General features: G+C 55.8%; 22 protein-coding genes and 1 riboswitch. Of the genes, 7 read left to right on the top strand and 15 right to left on the bottom strand.

Going from position 1 to position 20,034, the window contains the following annotated elements; translation table 11 throughout:
• Position 1: 1 nt before the first annotated feature.
• The 15 genes from cbiM to pduF all read right to left on the bottom strand — a co-directional run bounded on the left by cbiM (position 2) and on the right by pduF (position 13,337).
• The gene (cbiM, locus tag GBC03_14370; protein ID QFS71313.1) at positions 2 to 739 is read right to left on the bottom strand and encodes a cobalt ECF transporter S component CbiM; all 738 of its coding nucleotides are present in this window, start codon (positions 737 to 739) and stop codon (positions 2 to 4) included.
• Complete coding sequence (locus GBC03_14365) at positions 736 to 1,449, bottom strand: cobalt-factor II C(20)-methyltransferase (GenBank protein QFS71312.1); 714 nt, start codon at positions 1,447 to 1,449, stop codon at positions 736 to 738. Before GBC03_14365 ends, cbiM begins: the two co-directional genes overlap by 4 nt.
• On the bottom strand, positions 1,446 to 2,240 hold the full coding sequence (locus GBC03_14360) for a sirohydrochlorin cobaltochelatase (GenBank protein ID QFS71311.1): 795 nt from the start codon (positions 2,238 to 2,240) through the stop codon (positions 1,446 to 1,448). Before GBC03_14360 ends, GBC03_14365 begins: the two co-directional genes overlap by 4 nt.
• A gap of 11 nt (positions 2,241 to 2,251) precedes the next feature.
• A complete protein-coding gene (locus GBC03_14355) occupies positions 2,252 to 3,037 on the bottom strand; it encodes a cobalt-precorrin-6A reductase (GenBank protein ID QFS71310.1) in 786 nt (261 codons plus the stop codon).
• Positions 3,034 to 3,759, bottom strand: a complete 726-nt coding sequence (locus GBC03_14350) for a precorrin-3B C(17)-methyltransferase (GenBank protein ID QFS71309.1) — start codon at positions 3,757 to 3,759, stop codon at positions 3,034 to 3,036. Before GBC03_14350 ends, GBC03_14355 begins: the two co-directional genes overlap by 4 nt.
• Positions 3,759 to 4,814 (bottom strand): cobalt-precorrin 5A hydrolase, encoded by a 1,056-nt coding sequence (cbiG, locus tag GBC03_14345; protein QFS71308.1) that lies wholly within the window; start codon positions 4,812 to 4,814, stop codon positions 3,759 to 3,761. Before cbiG ends, GBC03_14350 begins: the two co-directional genes overlap by 1 nt.
• Positions 4,795 to 5,568 carry a cobalt-precorrin-4 methyltransferase gene (locus GBC03_14340; protein QFS71307.1) on the bottom strand — a complete coding sequence of 258 codons (774 nt, stop codon included), beginning with the start codon at positions 5,566 to 5,568 and terminating at the stop codon, positions 4,795 to 4,797. The genes cbiG and GBC03_14340 overlap by 20 nt, the downstream gene beginning before the upstream one ends.
• Positions 5,561 to 6,130 (bottom strand): decarboxylating cobalt-precorrin-6B (C(15))-methyltransferase, encoded by a 570-nt coding sequence (locus tag GBC03_14335; GenBank protein QFS71306.1) that lies wholly within the window; start codon positions 6,128 to 6,130, stop codon positions 5,561 to 5,563. The genes GBC03_14340 and GBC03_14335 overlap by 8 nt, the downstream gene beginning before the upstream one ends.
• A complete protein-coding gene (locus GBC03_14330) occupies positions 6,120 to 6,725 on the bottom strand; it encodes a cobalt-precorrin-7 (C(5))-methyltransferase (protein ID QFS71305.1) in 606 nt (201 codons plus the stop codon). Before GBC03_14330 ends, GBC03_14335 begins: the two co-directional genes overlap by 11 nt.
• Positions 6,719 to 7,858 (bottom strand): cobalt-precorrin-5B (C(1))-methyltransferase, encoded by a 1,140-nt coding sequence (locus GBC03_14325; GenBank protein QFS71304.1) that lies wholly within the window; start codon positions 7,856 to 7,858, stop codon positions 6,719 to 6,721. Before GBC03_14325 ends, GBC03_14330 begins: the two co-directional genes overlap by 7 nt.
• A complete protein-coding gene (locus GBC03_14320) occupies positions 7,855 to 8,487 on the bottom strand; it encodes a cobalt-precorrin-8 methylmutase (protein ID QFS74004.1) in 633 nt (210 codons plus the stop codon). The genes GBC03_14325 and GBC03_14320 overlap by 4 nt, the downstream gene beginning before the upstream one ends.
• Positions 8,488 to 8,499: 12 nt before the next feature.
• Complete coding sequence (locus tag GBC03_14315) at positions 8,500 to 9,459, bottom strand: cobalamin biosynthesis protein (GenBank protein ID QFS71303.1); 960 nt, start codon at positions 9,457 to 9,459, stop codon at positions 8,500 to 8,502.
• Positions 9,456 to 10,835, bottom strand: a complete 1,380-nt coding sequence (locus GBC03_14310) for a cobyrinate a,c-diamide synthase (GenBank protein ID QFS71302.1) — start codon at positions 10,833 to 10,835, stop codon at positions 9,456 to 9,458. Before GBC03_14310 ends, GBC03_14315 begins: the two co-directional genes overlap by 4 nt.
• A gap of 88 nt (positions 10,836 to 10,923) precedes the next feature.
• Positions 10,924 to 11,099, bottom strand: a riboswitch (cobalamin riboswitch).
• A 303-nt stretch (positions 11,100 to 11,402) separates the two neighbouring features.
• Complete coding sequence (gene pocR, locus GBC03_14305; GenBank protein ID QFS71301.1) at positions 11,403 to 12,320, bottom strand: regulatory protein PocR; 918 nt, start codon at positions 12,318 to 12,320, stop codon at positions 11,403 to 11,405.
• A gap of 207 nt (positions 12,321 to 12,527) precedes the next feature.
• A complete protein-coding gene (gene pduF / locus GBC03_14300; protein ID QFS71300.1) occupies positions 12,528 to 13,337 on the bottom strand; it encodes a propanediol diffusion facilitator PduF in 810 nt (269 codons plus the stop codon).
• Positions 13,338 to 13,860: 523 nt separating this feature from the next.
• Here pduF and pduA point away from each other — a divergent pair.
• From pduA to GBC03_14265, 7 genes are read left to right on the top strand one after another with little or no spacing between them, the layout of a single operon-like run.
• Positions 13,861 to 14,145: a propanediol utilization microcompartment protein PduA gene (gene pduA, locus GBC03_14295; GenBank protein ID QFS71299.1), complete on the top strand. Its 285-nt coding sequence runs from the start codon at positions 13,861 to 13,863 to the stop codon at positions 14,143 to 14,145.
• Positions 14,142 to 14,954, top strand: coding sequence for a propanediol utilization microcompartment protein PduB (gene pduB / locus GBC03_14290; GenBank protein ID QFS71298.1), 813 nt, complete (start codon positions 14,142 to 14,144; stop codon positions 14,952 to 14,954). Before pduA ends, pduB begins: the two co-directional genes overlap by 4 nt.
• An 18-nt stretch (positions 14,955 to 14,972) precedes the next feature.
• The gene (pduC, locus tag GBC03_14285; protein QFS71297.1) at positions 14,973 to 16,637 is read left to right on the top strand and encodes a propanediol dehydratase large subunit PduC; all 1,665 of its coding nucleotides are present in this window, start codon (positions 14,973 to 14,975) and stop codon (positions 16,635 to 16,637) included.
• 10 nt (positions 16,638 to 16,647) lie between these two features.
• A complete protein-coding gene (gene pduD / locus GBC03_14280; GenBank protein ID QFS71296.1) occupies positions 16,648 to 17,316 on the top strand; it encodes a propanediol dehydratase medium subunit PduD in 669 nt (222 codons plus the stop codon).
• Between the two features lie 13 nt (positions 17,317 to 17,329).
• Positions 17,330 to 17,851: a propanediol dehydratase small subunit PduE gene (pduE, locus tag GBC03_14275; protein ID QFS71295.1), complete on the top strand. Its 522-nt coding sequence runs from the start codon at positions 17,330 to 17,332 to the stop codon at positions 17,849 to 17,851.
• Positions 17,852 to 17,860: 9 nt separating this feature from the next.
• Positions 17,861 to 19,693, top strand: coding sequence for a diol dehydratase reactivase subunit alpha (locus tag GBC03_14270; GenBank protein ID QFS71294.1), 1,833 nt, complete (start codon positions 17,861 to 17,863; stop codon positions 19,691 to 19,693).
• Entirely contained in the window at positions 19,683 to 20,033 is a 351-nt protein-coding gene (locus GBC03_14265; protein ID QFS71293.1) for a propanediol dehydratase, read from the top strand. The genes GBC03_14270 and GBC03_14265 overlap by 11 nt, the downstream gene beginning before the upstream one ends.
• Position 20,034: the final 1 nt, after the last annotated feature.

Below are 20,034 nucleotides of genomic sequence, written 5' to 3'. Positions count from 1 at the left end.
CTTAATGTCCTTGCGCGGTAATCAGTTGCCGTTTCGTCAACTGGTCGTAGATCATCACGGTCAGCAATCCTTCGGCGATAGCAATCGGGATCTGCGTCAGGCAGAAAATCCCCATAAACTTGACGACAGACCCTGTCGCACCCGCTTCGGGATCCGGGAAGGCCACGCCCAACTGCACCGACGTGACAAAGTAGGTCACCAGATCCGCCAGCATCGCGCAGAGGAAGACACCAACATCCCGGCGAATCCCGGCGCGGCAGGCCATTTTCCACACCATGTAGCCGACAACCGGACCAATCACCGCCATCGACATGCCGTTTGCGCCCAGGGTGGTTAAGCCGCCGTGCGCCAGCAGCAGCGCCTGGAACAGCAGGACGATAGCGCCGAGAACCGCCACCACGCCCGGCCCAAACAGGATAACCGCCAGCCCAACGCCCGTCGGATGCGAGCAGCTACCGGTGACCGACGGGATCTTCAGTGCAGACAGCACAAAGATAAACGCCCCACATAGCGCCAGCAGCACCTTCTGATGACTGTCGTCCATCACGATATGACGCAGACGCACCAGTCCATACCACAGGCACGGTAAAAACAGCAGCCACCAGGCCAGCGCCCACATCGGCGGTAAAAACCCTTCCATAATGTGCATGGCGAACGCCTGCTCCGGCACAATCATCAGCAATAGCGCCGCAGCCAGCCCACTGAATGACAGCTGTTTCAGCTGTTGTTCGAGTTTCATTCTGCATACTCCCACTGTTTGTTGACCAGGATGGTCGAGAAATAAGGCAACGGCTGATCGTCGCTGACCTCGTTGAGATGCCGCCAGCACTGCTCTCCCGGGAGCGTGGCCTCGGACATCATCAGTGCACAGTCCAGTAATCCAGCCTGTTCCAGCAACGCTTTAATCCGCGCGAATCGACCATACACTTTCATTAAAACCAGACTGTCGTGTTGACGGAGCGCCTGGGCGATTTCCGCTTCCGGCGCGGTACAAGAGATCACCGCCAGCGACTGTTGTTCCATCGCCAGCGGCGTTTTGGATCGTGCGGCAATGGCGGCAAACGACGTCACGCCAGGGACAATTTCCAGCCAGTCAGGACAACCAATACGCTGTAGCAAAAAGACCCAGGTACTGAACAACATGGCGTCGCCCAGGGTGATAAATCCCACCTGTTTACCCGCCTTCACGTCTTTAACCAGCGCGGCGGCCACTTCATCCCAGACCGCCTCTTTTTCCGCGCTGTCTGCGCTCATGGGAAAATGGCAACAGCGCACTTCGGTGTTTTTGCCGATGTATTCCCGCACGATGGAAAGCGCGAGGCTGTCGCCGCCCTTACGTCCCGCTGGTGCATAGAGAATGTCCAGCGCCCCCAGAATGCGTGAAGCGCGAACGGTGATCAGATCGGCCGCTCCCGGACCGGTGCTCAGGGCGTACAGTTTGCCGCTCATGCCGCTTCCTCCATCGCCACGCTCAGCGCCTGTTGCAAATGCGCAACGAACATCGCTCGTACCGCCGGGTTTTCGCCAAGACCGCTCAGCCACGGCGTTGCCGTGATCCCTGCCGCAGTAAACAAAGTTTTCCACGAATCATCTTCGTCAGAGGCCATATCGTTGATGGCATGATCCCCCGCCACCAGCATCAGCGGCATCAGATGGACGGCTTTGACGCCCTCTTTGCTCAGGCTCTCGATCAGAATGTCGACTTCCGGATAGCTCTCCACCGCGCCGACGCGCGCCGGGAAACCCTGCGCCATCATCATGTGATCGAGGCAGGCATAGGCGGCAAACGCGTGGTGACTGGCACCGTGGCCCATGAACACCACTTTTTCATTGTCGGCAGGCACAGGCATCTGCTGTCGCAGGGCCAGCATTAACTGCGCGTAATCGTCATGGCTACTCAGCAGCGGCACGCCCAGCGTCAGGCGGACAAACAGCGGACGCAGACTCTGCACTTCACGGACAATTTTTTCGTATTCGTCGCCGTTAATAATGTGCAGTGACTGAATCGCCACATCCTGATATCCCTGCTCAGCAAGCTTTTGCAGCGCCTGCAGCGGGGTGTCTATCTCAATACCATCACGCTGTTTAAGCTTGCGAATAATCATTCCTGAGGTAAAGGCACGGAACAAATCGCGATCGGGACAGCTGGCGGCCAGATCGCGCTCGCAGGCCACAATGTTCTTCTCGCAGGTGTCGTGATAGCTGGTGCCAAAGCTTATCACCAGAAGCGCTTTTTTCATTTTCTGACTCCTTAAGCAGCGGCCAGCCAGCGCGCCAAACGCTGCGCAAATGCGGCCTGACTTTCCAGTAACTCATCTCCCGTCACCAGCGGCGCCGGGCGGGTAATCACGATGCAGGGAATGCCTGCATCCAGACAGGGTTGAACCTTTTCCTGATAACCACCTTCTGCACCAGAAGCCTTGGTTATCACGACGTCAGCCTGACACTGACGATAAAACGCGGCGTTGAACTCGGCGCTAAACGGTCCGCACAGCGCGAACGTCTCACCAACGCCAAAGCCAAGATCGGCGCATTGTTGAATCACTTCGGGTACGGGCAACACGCGAGCGAGCAGCGTTTTTTCTGGTAAACCCGCACGCCACGTTGCCAGATCTTTACTCCCGGTGGTCAGCAGTACTCGCTCGCCGAAACGTCGCGCAACGTCACACGCCTCATCAATGCTCTGTACGGCAAAGAGCAGCGGATGCGTCAGATTGCTGAGCTGCTCCGGGCGCTGATAGCGACTGAGCAGCACTCCTGCCCGTTCGCAGGCGCGCAGAATGTTGCGGCTCACCACTTCGGCATACGGGTGCGAAGCGTCGATCACCCAACGCGTGCCGTTTTCCTTCAGCCAGTTCACCATCTGATCCTGCTCCAGCCGACCGCAGCGCACCTGGCCCTTGATGTCGCCGGCCAGTTGTTTCCCGGTCGGCGTCGCCACCGACAGGGTGTACGCCACGTTGGCGGCGTCCAGTTGCTGGCACAGCGCGCGGGCATCGCTGGTGCCGCCCATGACCAGAACCTCGCCAAAACTCACAACACATAACCTCGTGGCGTGATCATCAGACCCTCCTGCACATAGGTCGCTTTGTTGCCGACGATCACCAGACTGGTCATGTCCACCGGTTCAAAATCCATTTCACCCAGCGTGGTCAGCCATTTCTCTTGCTTTTTACGCCCGGCAGATTTCACCACCCCTACCGGCGTTTGCCCGCTCTTGCTGGCGGAAAGCAGTTCAAATGCGCGAGCCAGATGTCCTTCACGGCCCCGGCTGCGCGGGTTGTAGAAGCAAATCACGAAGTCTGCTTCCCCGGCGGCAATAATGCGTTTTTCGATAACCGGCCACGGCGTCAGTAGATCGCTCAGGCTGATGTGGCAAAAATCGTGCATCAACGGCGCACCGAGCAGCGACGCGGCAGCGATGCTGGCAGTCATCCCTGGGATCAGGCGCACTTCAACATCCAGTTTCTGTTTGCTGACCAACTCCAGCACCAGTCCCGCCATGCCGTAAATACCGGCGTCACCGCTGCTGATCAGCGCCACGTTATGTCCGGCCTGCGCCAGTTCAATCGCCGCATGGCAGCGCTCGATCTCTTTACACATACCGGTTTTGATCACCTGCTTGTCACCGGTAAACGCTTTGACGAGGTGGGTGTAGGTTTTGTAACCCACAATGATTTCTGCCGCCTGCAGTGCTTCAACGGCTTCCATGGTCATCATGGCCTGTGAGCCGGGGCCGATTCCGATTACGGTTAACATCAGTGTGAAACTCCCAAAGTGATAGTGACGCCCTGCTCGCGCAGGGTTTCGCCGGTCAATTGCCCATGACTCAGCAGCCACGCTGCCGGACCCGAGACGCTTCCGACGCCAACCGTCTGGCGAACAAACGGCGAGGTCGGAAAGTGATGTTCATGCTCACGCAGCGCGTCAGCGGTAAAGGTTTCAAAAGGCACGCGCCAGCAGGAGGCAAGCTGAATCAGCCCCTCTTCATCTTTCTTGAGCGACACGCTGCCGATAGCTTTCAACGCCAGCGGGTCAAAGCGCTGCGCTTCAAGCTGACGAGCCAGCAGTGCCGCCAGTAGCGGGAACGGGGTATCGCGGCGACAACCAATTCCGGCGACGACTCGCTGTGGCACCAGTTTCCAGTGCTGAACCGGGATAGCCGGCAGTTCGTTACGTAACGTGACGCACACCAGCGCATCCAGTTCCGGTAGTTGCTGGAGATCGGTGACGGTAATGAACCCACGGCGATCGCAGTGGCGGACGTCTTCATCCAGTTCTTCATCCCACCACAGTCCCACTCGCTGGTTGCTCACCAGCATCTGATTCACCACTTTCACCGCCGTACGGAAGTCAGTCATGCGGGCATTGAGCTGAAACGCGAGGGTATCCAGCGCCGCCATTTCATTGACGTCAGTGGCGGTCGTAATCACCGGATCGGCCCCCAGCATGCCGGCGAGATAACGGGTCAGCGCGTTCGCGCCGCCCGCGTGACCGGAAAGCAGGCTGATCACATGCTGCCCGCGCTCGTCGATCACCACCACCGCCGGATCGCTGAACTTGTCATTCACCAGCGGGGCCAGCACACGCACCGCAATGCCGGTCGCCCCGATGAAAATCAGCGCGGAATAGTTCGAGAACGCGTCGCGCGCGGCGTGGGCGAACCCGCCGTCGAAAGGCAGAAAACCGTCCTCCAGCAGTTTTTCACTGGTAAAACAGGTCAGCGGCAGCATCGCTGCCAGCCGTTTTGCCAACTGAACGCCACCGGGCGTCAGGCAAAACAGCGCGATAGATTCAGGCTTTACGGTATTCATGGCTAAAGTCCGCGGCATAGAGTCTGGAGTAGTGATACTCATCTCCGAGGAAATTCCCGACCAGGATGAGCGCCGTTTTGCGGATCCCGGCATCGCGCACTTTATCCGCGATGTCCGCCAGCGTGCCGCGCACGGTCTGGCTTTCCGGCCAGGTCGCTTTATAGATAACCGCCACGGGCGTGGTCGCCGGATAACCGCCCTCGATCAACCGTTCCGCCACCCGATTGATGCGCTGGACGGAGAGATAGATAGCCATTGAGGTCTGGTGGCTGGCGAAGGATTCCAGTTGTTCGCGTTCCGGTACTGGCGTGCGGCCTTCGAGCCGCGTGATAATCAGGCTCTGCGAGACTTCCGGCACGGTGTATTCAACGCCCAACTCCGCCGCTGCGCCGAGGAAAGCGCTGACGCCCGGCACCACCTGCCAGTTGATGCCGCGTTTGGTCAGTTCTTCGCCCTGTTCGCGCACCGAGCCATACAGCGACACGTCGCCGGTTTGCAGGCGCACCACTGTTTTCCCGGCCTTCACGCCCTCTTCCATCAGGGAGAGGATTTGCTCCAGGTGCAGTTCCGCACTGTCGTGACACTCCGCGCCCTCCGGGCAATACTCCAGCAGTTCAGTGTTGATAAGCGATCCGGCATAAATCACCACCTGCGCCTGTTGCAGCAGCCGGTAACCCTTAAGGGTAATCAGTTCCCGGTCACCTGGACCTGCGCCGACAAACCACACACAACGGGGATCAAATGACTCAGACATGGTGTTCTTCCTTCTGACAGGCGATAACAAAAACGGGATTATTCGGTTTGAAATAGTGACCCGCGCCCAGCGTGGTCAGTGACGAAATTTGCATTTGCAGGCAGTCCACCTCCTGCATGCCAAGTTGTTGCAGATGAGCCAGCGCGGTGTTGAGGTTTTCCTGCAGGATAAAGGTCATCACCAGACGCCCGCCAACGTGCAACTGGCGCATGGACCAGTCGATCAGTTCCGTGAGATGCCCCCCGCTGCCGCCCATAAAGACGGCATCGGCTTTCTCGGTCATCATCATCGGCGCTTCGCCCGGCAGAATATCGATATTCGCGCAGGCGAAATGCTGACGGTTTTCGTCGAGCAAACGCAGCGCTGCCGGATTGCGCTCGATAGCCGTGATGTGCAGCGACGGAAACTGCAGCGCGGCTTCGATGGATACGCTGCCGGTCCCCGCCCCGATATCAATCAGGTGACTGGCCCGATGCAGCTCAAGTTTTGCGAGAGCAAGTGCACGTACCGCTTCTTTGGTCATCGGCACCTTCTCACCGCGCAGGAAAAGCTCATCTTTCATCAAGGATCACCACTGCATTCATCTCGTATTCGGCATGGACCTCGCTGACGCGCAGCCAGTGGATCCGTTCGTTTTCCATCGCCAGGTTTTCGCCAATCACCATCCAGCGATCGCCCTTTCCTCGTGCAACCAGTTGCGCGGCAATTTCACGCGGTCCGCACTGACCGTCGGTGACCATTGCCACTTTGTTATGTTCGGCCAGCGTATCGAAACAGACGCTGCGCCCATGGCTACTGGTGAGCCACATGTCATTCATGTCGATTCCCGACTGCGCGCACAGATACTGCACCGCGCTAATACCAGGAATGATACGTACCTGCTCAATGCCAAAATGCGCCACCATCCGCGTACCGATGCCGTAAAACAGCGGATCGCCGGAGGCCAGAACCACCACCTGCTTATCCTGATGCGTGTCAATCCACGTCAGCAGCTCGGGAATGTTGGCGCCCAGCGCAAACTGCTCGCCGCGAAAGTCCGGAAACTGCTGCAAATGGCGCTGACCGCCAACCAGCACATCAGCCTCGTCAACCGCCGCGCGCGCTGCTGGCGTCATCAGTAGCAGACCAGCGGGCCCCATCCCAACCACCGTCAGCATTGCATCTCCCGGGCGATAGCCTCGACGGGCCGGTTGCTGCCGAGTACCTGGTTATCAAACGAAAACATGACAGCGTCGCAGGTCGGCGGGGTTTTGGTAAAGCGCAGCATCTGCATCACGCGCAGGCAGATGCGTTCGGCAAGGTGGTTATAAATGTGCTGAAAACCGTACGCGTCAATGTGCTCCATTGCCGCTTCGGTGGTGTCGCAGTCGCTCACCAGCGTTAGCAACTCCAGCGGTGCCCCGAGCAGCGCCAGATGCGCCACCAGCGTTTCCATCCGCGCATCGGCAATGTGGCTGTGGGTATGAAAAATCCCGGCGGCAATTTTGATAAGCTTTCCAGGATGGCCAACGAGCACAACCTGGCGAAATCCCAGTCGTACCGCCTCTTCAATCATGTAGCCGACAAAGTTGCTCATAGTGACCACCACGTTGGTGTCGATGCCCATCTGTTCGCGGACAAAACGCTCACCGTGGTTACCCGGCACCAGAACCACTCGCTCCAGCCCGGCGGCGCGTTTAATTTCCAGTTCCAACGATAGCGACCGCTTCCAGCTCTCTTCGGACATTGGGGTCACGATGCCGGTGGTGCCAATGATGGAAATGCCGCCAAGAATACCGAGTCGCGAGTTGTAGGTTTTTTGCGCCCGTTCTTCGCCTTCCGGAGCAAAAATTTCGATCTCCGCCCCGCGCGCTGGGCCTATCGCCTCACGCACGGCGGATTCAATGGTGTGACGTGGGGTGCGATTAATTGCCGCACTGCCAACGGGTAAACCAATCCCCTTGCGGGTGACGGTGCCAACCCCTTCGCCGCCGAGCAGGACAATTTCGCCGCTATCGTTCAGCGTGACGCGGGCGAAAATCAACATGCCGTGGGTGGCGTCCACATCGTCGCCACCGTCTTTGCGGATGGCGGCAATGGCCTGCTGTCCTTCAATGTGCGGCGATTCTACGTTCAGACACAGCGTGACGCCGGACGGCGTAACAATCGACACCTGGTGGATCAAATGCTGGCGCAGGACCATCAGCGCGGCGACTTTTGCCGCCGCCGTGGCGCACGATCCGGTGGTGTAACCTTTGCGCAGCGCTTTGCCGTTATGCCAGACGGGCGCGTCGAAAGTCTGATCGCTCATCGCGCCCCCTGCATGTGATACAGCATGGCGTTGACGATCGCCGCCGCAACGTTGCTGCCGCCTTTACGTCCAAGGGCAGCAATGGCGGGCAGTTGACTGTGCGTCAACGCCTCTTTAGACTCCGCCGCGCCGACAAACCCCACCGGTACGCCCACCACGCCACTTACCGCCACATCATGCTCCAGCAGGCGAAACAGTGCGGTGGGTGCGTTGCCAAAGACAAACACCTTTTCACTCTCTTCCATCACGGCCACATCTACCGCCGCCATTGAACGGGTGATCCCCTGCGCTTTCGCTTGTGCTACCACGCGCGGATCGCTGATGTAGCAGCGGCACTCGCCCCCCGTCTTCGCCAGCAGGGTTTTGTTAATCCCCGAAAGTGCCATGGTGGTGTCGGTATAAATAACCGTCGGGCGACTCAGCGCCGCGCAAAGTTTTTCCAGCGCATCGCCCGAAAACCAGAGAATATCCAGCCAGTCAAAGTCAGCGGTGGTATGAATCACCCGCTTGATGATCGCTTCATGCAGCGGACTGGCAAACTGGTACTCCGGGCGCGTTTCATTAATGATCTCGCCAATGATGTCAAAACTTTTGGCTTCAATCGCCTGGGGTTGCTGGATGTATTGCATTGTCATTTATCCTCAGGCCACCCCAACCACCAACCAGCGCGTTACGAGGAACAGCGCCAAAGCCAGCGTTGAGGCGACCCACATCAGTCGAATCGTTTGGGAAATGTCATCTACGGAAATGGTGCGCTGCGCGTCGCCGATCCACGGTTTTTCAACACGCTCACCAAAGTAATCGTTCGGGCCGCCCAGGCGAATGCCCAGCGCACCGGCAACGGATGCCTCCGCCCACGCGCAGTTTGGACTGCTGTGGTTATAGCGGTCTCGCCACCCCACGCAGAGCGCCCGGGAGCCATTACGCCGACACAAAACCGCCGCCGCGCTCAGTAACAGCCAACTCAGCCGCGCAGGAATATAGTTCGCGACGTCGTCAAGCCGCGCGCTTACCATGCCAATCGCCCGGTATTTTTCGTGCTTATAGCCCACCATGGAATCCAGGGTGTTCACCGCTTTGTAGGCCATCGCCAGCGGCGCGCCGCCGAGTAACAGGAAGAACAGCGGCGCGATGATGCCGTCAACCGTATTCTCCGCAACGGTTTCCACCACTGCCCGGTTGATCTGTTCCGGTTGAAGTTGCGACGTGTCGCGACCGACAATCCACGAGAGTTTTTCACGGCTTTGCGCAAGGTTACCTTCACGTAGCGGGCGCTCAACCTCCTGCGCGGCCGTCGCCAGACAGCGCCCCGCCAGCACGGTGAAGATCATCCAGACTTCAACGACCCAACCGAGCCACGGATGAATCAGCGCCGCCAGCCGTAACACGCCCCAGGCGACCGCCCACGTCAGCCCCACAACCACCAGCCACATTACCCCGCCGCCGATACGTAACGCCCGATCGCTGTGGCAGAAGCGGCGAATAATCCGTTGCACGACATTGATCAGATTGCCTATCCAGCGCACCGGATGCGGCCAGTCTGGCGGGTCGCCAATCACGACATCCAGAAGCCAGGCCACGCACCATGCCAGTAGCGTCATAACGCCTCCCGTGCGGCGTTCAGCCAGTGATTAAGCATTAATGGACGCTGAGCAAAGTGAACGTGTAGATAGCTGGCAAAGGTATTGCCGATTCGCCAGCCGCCAGACCACGCTTGCACCGTCTGACCGTCACGGACTTTGCGACATGCCAGCACGGCGGGCGTTTCAGGGGAAAAGTCGGAGTAATGAAATTCATGACCGCGCAGCACGTCACCTTCCGCAGCCAGCAACGTGGGCTGTAGAGCCTGCGCTTCACAATAACCGAAGCGGGTCAGTCGTTTACCCATTTTGCTGCGACCGGGAATGATATCGGCCATGCGATGCTCGACCCCGTCAGCATCTTCCAGCAGGCTGCCGAGGTACATTAATCCGCCGCACTCGGCGTAGATCGCGACGCCGCGCTGGTGCGCCTCGCGCAGGCTTGCCAGCATGGTGCTGTTGGCCGCCAGCGTGGCCGCATGCAGTTCCGGATAGCCACCGCCCAGCCAGACCATCTGGCAATCGGGCAACGCGCGATCGTGGAGCGGACTGAAGCGCACAATGTTGACACCGGTACGCGCCAGCAACTTCACGTTGTCGGGGTAATAAAAGTTAAAGGCTTCATCATCGGCCATCGCCAGCGTCAGACCGTCCCCGGCGTTCGCCGCAGGAAGTTCAGGCCACTCCCCCTGTGGTAACGCCTCAAGATGGCTTAACGCCAGTAACTGGTCGATATTCAGCGTGTTTTCCAGTCGGGCAGCGAAATCCTGCCACAACGGTTGATTCACGACGGACTCGCGCGCGGTCACCAGCCCCAGATGCCGTTCGGGTAACGCAACGCCCTCAACGCGCGGAACGTAACCCAGCACCGGCACGGCGCAGTAGTGTTCGATGGCGGTTTTCAGCAACTGGAAATGGGACTCGCTATTGACGCGATTAACAATAACGCCGGCAATGTTCAGCGTCGGGTCAAAATGCTGGAAGCCCATCACCGTGGCGGCAATGGAGGTAGAAACGGCTTTCCCATCAACCAGCAGAATCACCGGGCAGCCCAACTGTTTTGCCATCGCAGCGGTGCTACAGTAGTTAGGGTCAGTGCCGTAGCCGTCGTACAGCCCCATCACCCCTTCGATCACCGCAATATCCATGTCCTGCATCTGTTCGCGGAACAGCGCATTAAGAATCGATTCGGGAAGCATGAAGCTGTCGAGATTACGGGAAGCGGTGCCGCTGATGGCCGTATGCCAGGCGGTATCCAGGTAGTCAGGGCCGACTTTGCAGGGTTGGACGCGTAAACCACGTTGTTTCAATGCGTTCAGCAAGCCCAGCGTCACCGTGGTTTTACCACAGCCGCTACCGGTGCCTGCCAGAACAAACGCGTACTGCTTTGCCGCCATGACCCTGATCCTGTTCAGGGTGGTAGGGATGTACTGACACCCAGTCTTCCGACTGTACGCATCTGAGCAACCCACTTCCCACCGAAGTTGTTGGTAGTATCCGACAGGCTGGTCTTCTGGCTTAGCGTCGTCCTCGCCCGTCCTTCCCAATCTTGCGATCAGTGGTCTTCACGGGGTTGTCAGCATCACAGCAGCGGGGGCTGCGGGGGATTTTCACCCCCTTCCCAGACACAATTGTGTCAAACCTGTCGGCTTAAATGATGAGCAGAATGAATTCTCCTCATCACAACAATACTTTTTCGTTACTTATTCGTTGCGCATTTTTTATCAACATAAAATGCCGCAATAAAACGATTCTGAATGAAATGTCATGCAAGAGAATAATGAAACCTCTTAACAATGACACTGTATCTCATCACAGAAATAAAAACTGGTGAAGTTTATTCCGTAAAGAGCGATATTTTATTGCGCTATGACAATTTATTGCTGTACTAAAAACACTTAACCATTATAAATGACCGGATTACACGGGAATATCAAAAATCGGCAATAGCAAAATATTGCTATTTATGCCGACTCAGCAGGCAAGTTTTCATTTATTTTTTGTCGATAGGCCTGCGGCGTAACCTGATAAGTCTGACGGAACACTTTGCAAAAATAGCTGGTTTGCGAAAAACCTAAATTGCGGGCAATACTGGCAATGCTCCAGTCACTGTGGCAAAGCAGCTCTCTGGCACTGGCCATGCGCTGTTGATTGACCCACGCATTAAAACCAATGCCCTGATATTTTTTGAACAGTTTGCTGAAATAGTACGGGCTCAGATAGACGTGCGATGCCACATCTTCAAGACGAAGATCGTCAGACAGATGCGCATCAATATAGCGCAACGCTTTTTTCATCTTACTGTCATGAGGGCTGGCGGCGCGGGCCGGACGTGCAGGTTCCGTAGGCTGTGCGCTGTCTTTGATCACCACGAAATTGAGCTGCTTTTTGAGGCAGTTTTCAACAATGAGTTTGAGCAGATCCGCCGAGGCCATCACACGTGAATAGTCCATTTCCGGGACATTACTGAACTCATTGAGCAGTTCTGGATCGGCCTGCCAGCGATCGTCAACCTTCATGATGTTAAGCAGATCGATACCGTCATCGTTACGTAAACGCACCTGGCCGCACAAGACAAACCCGACAAGATGGCCTGAGATCACGAGAGGAATAGAAAAATCGGTTAGCCCGGCATGACAGCGATAGATACAGGGTTGATCCGATTTTGACGCTTCCAGTCCTCCACAGCGATCGCTCATACGACACCGGGTACTGTGTTGTGGATGCTGACGCATCAGTTGACAAAAAGGCGTGAAATTAAACAGTTCAGAAATCTCATCACCGTGAATATTGACAACCACAACAGCCAGGCTGGTCGCTTGCGCAAAATCCTGTGCGATTTTATTAATGAGTTCTGAGTTCAGGGTACTCGCAGAAATCATGATAAAATCCCTCAGTTAATCCATTGTTATAATGAAAACATAAATTTTACATTCACTTTTTATCATCCCCTATCCTTGTATGTAATGACAGAAAGTATAAGGGACAATAACAAAAGTCTCCCCGGGTGGGGAGACTTTTTAGTCAGTTCGTGAAAGCAGATCACGAAATAGAAATTAAAGACGTGATAATAGCCGTATGTGTCCGAATTACGCGTCTGTCTCTTCAATTTTACAGGTATTACAGGGCAAATTTTTACCAATGAGGTACTTGTAGATAGCCGCTCCCGCGCACGCACCAATCAGTGGCGCGATAATCGGTACTATAAAGTACGGAATATCACGTCCGCCAGTCATCGCAATATCCCCCCAGCCCGCCATCCAGGCGAACAGTTTAGGACCAAAATCACGCGCCGGGTTCATGGCAAACCCTGTCAACGGGCCTGTGGATGCGCCAATCACCGCCACCAGAATGCCGATCAGCAGCGGCGCCAGTGGTCCCTTAGGCACGCCGTTGCCATCATCCGTCAGCGCCATAATCAGCCCCATCAGAATAGAGGTGATGACGATTTCGACCCCTGCCGCCTGCCACACGCTAAGTGCGGCAGCTGGATATGTACTGAAAATACTGGCCAGATAGAGGCTATCGGCGCTGCCGCGAACCATATTGTGGGCAGTTTCGTACTCGGTGAATAAATTGCCGTAAAGCAGATAGGCCAGCACCGCGCCGCCAAACGCACCCGCAACCTGCGCAATGGTGTAAGGCAGAACTTTGCGTCCCGGGAAGCAGGCAAACAGCCAGAGTGCGACGGTGATCGCCGGGTTCAGATGCGCCCCGGAAATTCCCGCTGTCAGATAAACCGCAAGCGAAATTCCCAGACCCCAAATAATACAAATTTCCCAGAGACCCAGACTGGCACCTGCAACTTTCAGTGCGCTAAGGCAGCCGATACCAAAAAACAAAAACAATCCGGTACCCAAAAACTCGGCAATGCATTGCGCTTTCAGTGAATCATTCATTGTGACACCTTCTTAGAAGCGTTCGTGTCCTTACCAGCGGACCCTTGCTGGTCGTAGAGTACAACAACACCTACTATAGAAAGAGGTCGCTGAAAATTGTTGGCAAACTGAGCACTCTGAGACCTGGAAAAATCGTGTTGTTATAGCAATTTCTTGTCATTCATTTATTCAGAGGCAGCGTGTAGAGAGCCTGAATGTAATTAACCAAGACGATTCAGAATAATAAAAATTGGTTATTTGAAGATTCGTCTTTTCCAATCAACGTCACAAATCGGTTTTCCCGCATAGCAAATTAAATTAATACTGTCATCCCTTAAAATGTAAATATGGAATAGCAAAAACCAAAATATCACATCCATAAAAATTAACAAAACCCGCAAAAACAACAGGATAAAATACAATAAAGCAAGTTTATCACATTCATACCCCACTAATTTTTCTCCCTTACTTTCAAGTCAGCCATTCTTTTTCCTCGCTTCTTTTTATAGTCATGATTATCGGGACAAACCCAGGCGAGGTCTTTATGCAACAAGAAGCATTAGGAATGGTAGAAACCAAAGGCTTAACTGCAGCCATAGAGGCCGCAGATGCAATGGTGAAGTCAGCCAATGTCATGTTGGTCGGCTACGAAAAAATTGGCTCAGGGCTGGTAACCGTCATCGTTCGCGGTGATGTCGGTGCCGTAAAAGCGGCGACCGATGCGGGTGCTGCCGCTGCGCGCAACGTGGGAGAAGTGAAAGCCGTACACGTCATTCCACGCCCTCATACCGATGTTGAAAAAATCTTACCGAAGGGAATTAACCCATGAGCAGCAATGAACTGGTTGAACAGATCATGGCGCAGGTCATTGCCCGTGTGGCAACGCCTGATCAAGCGGGCATCCCTGATAAAACCCATCCAAAACGAGAGACGGCTATGGCAGAGAAGAGCTGCAGTTTAACGGAATTTGTTGGCACTGCGATTGGCGACACCGTAGGTCTGGTGATTGCAAACGTAGACAGTGCCCTGTTGGAAGCAATGAAGCTTGAGAAGCGCTATCGCTCCATTGGCATCCTGGGCGCGCGTACCGGCGCGGGTCCACACATCATGGCGGCTGACGAAGCGGTCAAAGCCACCAATACCGAAGTGGTGAGCATTGAACTCCCACGCGATACCAAAGGCGGTGCAGGCCACGGTTCGTTAATCATTATCGGCGGCAACGACGTTTCCGACGTTAAGCGCGGGATTGAAGTGGCGCTGAAAGAACTCGACCGGACCTTCGGTGATGTTTATGGCAATGAGGCCGGACACATCGAACTGCAGTACACCGCGCGTGCCAGTTACGCACTGGAAAAAGCCTTCGGCGCGCCGGTTGGCCGTGCCTGTGGCGTGATTGTCGGTGCCCCGGCCTCCGTCGGCGTGCTGATGGCGGATACCGCGCTGAAAGCAGCGAATGTTGAAGTCGTGGCTTACAGCTCTCCGGCGCATGGCACCAGCTTCAGTAACGAAGCGATCCTGGTTATCTCCGGCGATTCTGGCGCAGTGCGTCAGGCGGTTATCTCGGCGCGAGAAATCGGTAAAACCGTCCTTGCGACCCTCGGTTCAGAACCGAAAAACGATCGCCCGTCCTACATCTGATATCCGTGAGGCTCATTCATGAGATCGAAAAGATTTGAAGCACTGGCGAAACGCCCTGTAAATCAGGACGGATTCGTTAAGGAGTGGATCGAAGAAGGCTTCATTGCGATGGAAAGCCCGAACGATCCTAAGCCGTCGATTAAAATCGTTAACGGCGCAGTCACCGAACTCGATGGCAAATCGGTCAGCCAGTTCGACCTGATTGACCACTTCATTGCCCGCTACGGCATCAACCTGACGCGCGCAGAAGAAGTCATGGCAATGGACTCCGTTAAGCTCGCCAACATGCTGTGCGATCCTAACGTGAAACGTCGCGACATTGTGCCGCTGACTACGGCGATGACCCCGGCGAAAATTGTCGAAGTGGTTTCGCACATGAACGTGGTTGAGATGATGATGGCGATGCAAAAAATGCGCGCACGTCGTACTCCATCCCAGCAGGCACACGTCACCAACGTCAAAGATAATCCGGTGCAGATAGCTGCCGACGCAGCAGAAGGTGCATGGCGCGGTTTTGATGAGCAAGAGACGACCGTGGCCGTGGCGCGTTATGCCCCGTTCAACGCCATTGCTCTGCTCGTCGGTTCTCAGGTCGGTCGTCCGGGCGTGTTGACGCAATGTTCGCTGGAAGAAGCCACTGAACTGAAACTCGGCATGCTGGGCCATACCTGCTACGCCGAAACCATTTCCGTCTACGGTACCGAACCGGTCTTTACCGATGGCGATGATACGCCGTGGTCAAAAGGCTTCCTCGCCTCTTCTTACGCCTCCCGTGGTTTGAAAATGCGTTTCACCTCCGGTTCAGGTTCCGAAGTGCAGATGGGCTATGCCGAAGGTAAATCCATGCTGTATCTGGAAGCGCGCTGCATATACATCACCAAAGCGGCGGGTGTTCAAGGTCTGCAAAACGGCTCCGTGAGCTGCATCGGCGTTCCGTCCGCCGTTCCATCAGGGATCCGCGCGGTACTGGCAGAAAACCTGATCTGTTCATCACTGGATCTGGAATGCGCCTCCAGTAACGACCAGACCTTTACCCACTCCGATATGCGTCGTACCGCGCGTCTGCTGATGCAGTTCCTGCCGGGTACCGACTTTATCTCTTCCGGTTATTCCGCCGTGCCGAACTACGACAACATGTTCGCGGGCTCCAACGAAGATGCGGAAGACTTCGATGACTACAACGTTATCCAGCGTGACCTGAAAGTGGACGGTGGTCTGCGTCCGGTGCGTGAAGAGGACGTTATCGCCATTCGTAACAAAGCAGCACGTGCTCTGCAGGCGGTTTTCGCCGGCATGGGTCTGCCGCCGATTACGGATGAAGAAGTCGAAGCCGCCACCTACGCACACGGTTCAAAAGATATGCCTGAACGTAACATCGTTGAGGACATCAAGTTTGCGCAGGAAATCATCAACAAAAACCGCAACGGTCTGGAAGTGGTGAAAGCGCTGGCTCAGGGTGGCTTTACCGATGTCGCGCAGGACATGCTCAACATCCAGAAAGCCAAGTTAACCGGGGACTATCTGCATACCTCCGCCATTATCGTCGGCGACGGACAAGTGCTCTCTGCAGTCAATGACGTCAACGATTATGCCGGTCCGGCAACAGGTTATCGCCTGCAAGGCGAACGCTGGGAAGAAATTAAGAACATCCCTGGCGCACTTGATCCCAACGAGCTTGGCTAAGGGGTGAACAATGGAAATTAATGAAAAATTGCTGCGCCAGATTATTGAAGACGTTCTGTCCGAAATGCAGACCAGCGATAAGCCCGTCTCGTTTCGCGCACCGGGAACGTCAACCGCACCTGCTGCACCGGCCGGTGACAGTTTTCTGACGGAAATTGGCGAGGCAAAACAGGGCACGCAACAGGATGAAGTCATCATCGCTGTCGGCCCGGCGTTTGGCCTTTCTCAGACCGTTAATATCGTCGGTTTGCCGCACAAGAACATTCTGCGTGAAGTGATTGCCGGTATTGAAGAAGAGGGCATCAAAGCGCGTGTGATTCGCTGCTTTAAATCGTCCGACGTGGCCTTTGTTGCCGTGGAGGGTAACCGTCTGAGCGGCTCTGGCATCTCTATCGGCATCCAGTCAAAAGGCACGACGGTCATCCACCAACAGGGACTGCCGCCGCTGTCCAACCTGGAGCTGTTCCCGCAGGCACCGCTGCTGACGCTGGAAACCTATCGCCAGATTGGTAAAAACGCCGCGCGTTATGCCAAGCGTGAATCACCGCAGCCGGTTCCGACGCTAAACGATCAGATGGCACGCCCGAAATATCAGGCTAAATCCGCCATTTTGCACATTAAAGAGACGAAGTACGTCGTGACGGGCAAAAACCCGCAGGAACTGCGCGTGGCGCTTTAATAAGGATCCCTTTATGAATACCGATGCAATTGAATCGATGGTACGGGATGTGTTGAGCCGCATGAACAGCCTGCAGGGCGACACATCTGCCCCGGCAGCCGGTTCGAGCAGTACGACCCAGACCGCAAAAGTGACCGACTATCCACTCGCCAGTAAGCATCCTGAGTGGGTCAAAACGGCCACCAACAAAACGCTGGATGAGTTCACTCTCGAAAACGTTCTGAGCAACAAAGTGACCGCGCAGGATATGCGTATCACACCGGAAACGCTGCGCATTCAGGCGGCTATCGCCAAAGATGCTGGACGTGACCGCCTGGCGATGAACTTTGAGCGTGCCGCAGAACTGACGGCTGTACCGGACGATCGCATTCTTGAGATCTATAACGCTCTGCGTCCTTACCGTTCAACGAAAGAAGAACTGCTCGCGATCGCGGACGATCTTGAAAATCGCTATCAGGCCAAAATCTGCGCCGCGTTTGTTCGTGAAGCTGCGGTGTTGTACGTCGAGCGTAAGAAACTGAAAGGCGACGACTAAGGAAAGGTCATGAGATATATAGCTGGCATTGATATCGGCAACTCATCCACAGAAGTCGCGCTGGCGACAGTGGATGGCACTGGCGCGCTCACCATTACCGGTAGCGCGCTGGCGGAAACCACCGGGATAAAAGGCACATTGCGTAATGTGTTTGGGATTCAGGAGGCGCTTACGCTTGCGGCTAACAATGCAGGCATCAATGTCAGCGATATCTCGCTTATCCGTATCAACGAAGCCACCCCGGTGATTGGTGATGTCGCGATGGAAACCATCACGGAAACTATCATCACCGAATCCACCATGATCGGTCATAACCCGAAAACACCGGGCGGTGTCGGTCTGGGTGTGGGGATCACTATCACGCCGGAAGAGTTACTCACCCGCCCGGCGGATACCCCGTTAATTCTGGTGGTGTCATCCGCTTTCGATTTCGCTGATGTCGCCACCATGATTAACGCCTCAGTCCGTGCTGGTTATCAGTTAACGGGTGTCATTTTGCAACAGGACGATGGCGTTCTGGTCAGTAACAGACTGGAAAAACCGCTGCCTATCGTTGATGAAGTGCTGTACATCGACCGTATACCGCTCGGAATGCTGGCCGCCATCGAGGTCGCCGTACCCGGTAAGGTTATCGAAACGCTGTCAAACCCTTATGGCATCGCGACGGTGTTTAATCTCAACGCGGACGAGACCAAAAACATTGTTCCGATGGCGCGAGCGCTGATTGGCAACCGCTCCGCTGTGGTGGTGAAAACCCCTTCAGGTGATGTTAAAGCGCGCGCCATTCCTGCTGGAAACATTGAACTGCAGTCACAGGGACGTACGCTACGCGTTGATGTCGCCGCGGGTGCCGACGCCATTATGAAAGCGGTCGGCGAATGCCCGAAACTGGACAACGTTACCGGTGAAGCGGGCACCAATATTGGCGGCATGCTGGAACACGTTCGCCAGACGATGGCGGAACTGACCAACAAACCAAGCAACGAAATTTTTATCCAGGATTTGCTGGCCGTCGACACCTCCGTCCCCGTCAGCGTCACCGGCGGACTGGCCGGTGAGTTTTCTCTGGAACAGGCCGTCGGTATCGCATCGATGGTGAAATCAGACCGTCTGCAGATGGCGATGATCGCCAGCGAAATCAAAGAAAAGCTGAACGTGGACGTTCAGGTTGGCGGCGCAGAAGCTGAAGCGGCGATTCTGGGCGCGCTCACCACGCCCGGCACCACGCGTCCTCTGGCGATTCTGGATTTAGGCGCTGGCTCGACCGACGCCTCCATCATTAATCCCAAAGGCGAAATTATCGCCACGCACCTCGCCGGGGCTGGCGACATGGTGACCATGATCATCGCCCGGGAACTGGGGCTTGATGACCGCTACCTGGCAGAAGAGATCAAAAAGTATCCGTTAGCCAAGGTCGAAAGCCTGTTCCATCTGCGCCACGAAGACGGCAGCGTTCAGTTTTTCCCGACGCCGCTTCCCCCTGCGGTATTTGCCCGGGTCTGCGTGGTCAAACCGGATGAACTGGTGCCTCTGCCCGGCGATCTCGCACTGGAAAAAGTTCGCGCCATTCGTCGCAGCGCCAAAGAGCGCGTATTTGTCACCAATGCCCTGCGCGCGCTACGACAGGTTAGCCCGACGGGCAATATCCGCGACATTCCGTTCGTCGTTCTGGTGGGCGGCTCCTCGCTGGACTTTGAAGTGCCGCAGCTGGTGACGGACGCCCTGGCGCATTATCGACTGGTTGCCGGACGCGGAAATATTCGCGGCACCGAAGGACCGCGAAACGCAGTGGCGACGGGCCTCATCCTTTCCTGGCATAAGGAGTTTGCCCATGGACAGTAGTGTCACTACGCCTGCCATTGTGATTTCGACTATCGGCGACTGTCTTTCCGTCTGGAAAGAGGTGCTGCTCGGCATTGAAGAAGAAGGCATCCCGTTTGTGATTCAACACCAGGCGGCGGGAGAAGTCGTTCAGAGCGCATGGCAGGCAGCCCGCATGTCGCCGCTGCTGGTTGGCATCGCCTGCAACGAAGAAACCCTGGTCGTGCACTACAAAAATTTACCCACTTCAGCGCCGCTTTTTACGCTGACGTATCGCCAAAACAGCCTTGACCGGCGAAGTACTGGAAACAACGCGGCAAGGTTAGTCAAAGGGATCCCCTTCCGGGATCTCAATGCTTAAT

The organism is Citrobacter telavivensis (genome assembly GCA_009363175.1).
In the GTDB taxonomy this organism is placed as follows: Bacteria; Pseudomonadota; Gammaproteobacteria; order Enterobacterales; family Enterobacteriaceae; genus Citrobacter_A; species Citrobacter_A telavivensis.
This window is presented reverse-complemented; position numbering and strand designations above follow the sequence as displayed.

Excerpts from the sequence above, each read along its gene's own strand:
- GBC03_14335 (QFS71306.1), bottom strand. The coding sequence starts at position 6,130 with ATGAAAGATGAGCTTTTCCTGCGCGGTGAGAAGGTGCCGATGACCAAA.
- GBC03_14325 (QFS71304.1), bottom strand. The coding sequence starts at position 7,858 with ATGAGCGATCAGACTTTCGACGCGCCCGTCTGGCATAACGGCAAAGCG.
- GBC03_14320 (QFS74004.1), bottom strand. The coding sequence starts at position 8,487 with ATGCAATACATCCAGCAACCCCAGGCGATTGAAGCCAAAAGTTTTGAC.
- pduB (QFS71298.1), top strand. The coding sequence starts at position 14,142 with ATGAGCAGCAATGAACTGGTTGAACAGATCATGGCGCAGGTCATTGCC.
- GBC03_14365 (QFS71312.1), bottom strand. The coding sequence starts at position 1,449 with ATGAGCGGCAAACTGTACGCCCTGAGCACCGGTCCGGGAGCGGCCGAT.
- GBC03_14315 (QFS71303.1), bottom strand. The coding sequence starts at position 9,459 with ATGACGCTACTGGCATGGTGCGTGGCCTGGCTTCTGGATGTCGTGATT.
- pocR (QFS71301.1), bottom strand. The coding sequence starts at position 12,320 with ATGATTTCTGCGAGTACCCTGAACTCAGAACTCATTAATAAAATCGCA.
- GBC03_14265 (QFS71293.1), top strand. The coding sequence starts at position 19,683 with ATGGACAGTAGTGTCACTACGCCTGCCATTGTGATTTCGACTATCGGC.
- GBC03_14350 (QFS71309.1), bottom strand. The coding sequence starts at position 3,759 with ATGTTAACCGTAATCGGAATCGGCCCCGGCTCACAGGCCATGATGACC.
- pduF (QFS71300.1), bottom strand. The coding sequence starts at position 13,337 with ATGAATGATTCACTGAAAGCGCAATGCATTGCCGAGTTTTTGGGTACC.
- pduE (QFS71295.1), top strand. The coding sequence starts at position 17,330 with ATGAATACCGATGCAATTGAATCGATGGTACGGGATGTGTTGAGCCGC.
- pduD (QFS71296.1), top strand. The coding sequence starts at position 16,648 with ATGGAAATTAATGAAAAATTGCTGCGCCAGATTATTGAAGACGTTCTG.
- pduA (QFS71299.1), top strand. The coding sequence starts at position 13,861 with ATGCAACAAGAAGCATTAGGAATGGTAGAAACCAAAGGCTTAACTGCA.
- cbiG (QFS71308.1), bottom strand. The coding sequence starts at position 4,814 with ATGAATACCGTAAAGCCTGAATCTATCGCGCTGTTTTGCCTGACGCCC.
- cbiM (QFS71313.1), bottom strand. The coding sequence starts at position 739 with ATGAAACTCGAACAACAGCTGAAACAGCTGTCATTCAGTGGGCTGGCT.
- GBC03_14340 (QFS71307.1), bottom strand. The coding sequence starts at position 5,568 with ATGTCTGAGTCATTTGATCCCCGTTGTGTGTGGTTTGTCGGCGCAGGT.
- GBC03_14330 (QFS71305.1), bottom strand. The coding sequence starts at position 6,725 with ATGCTGACGGTGGTTGGGATGGGGCCCGCTGGTCTGCTACTGATGACG.
- pduC (QFS71297.1), top strand. The coding sequence starts at position 14,973 with ATGAGATCGAAAAGATTTGAAGCACTGGCGAAACGCCCTGTAAATCAG.
- GBC03_14360 (QFS71311.1), bottom strand. The coding sequence starts at position 2,240 with ATGAAAAAAGCGCTTCTGGTGATAAGCTTTGGCACCAGCTATCACGAC.
- GBC03_14310 (QFS71302.1), bottom strand. The coding sequence starts at position 10,835 with ATGGCGGCAAAGCAGTACGCGTTTGTTCTGGCAGGCACCGGTAGCGGC.
- GBC03_14270 (QFS71294.1), top strand. The coding sequence starts at position 17,861 with ATGAGATATATAGCTGGCATTGATATCGGCAACTCATCCACAGAAGTC.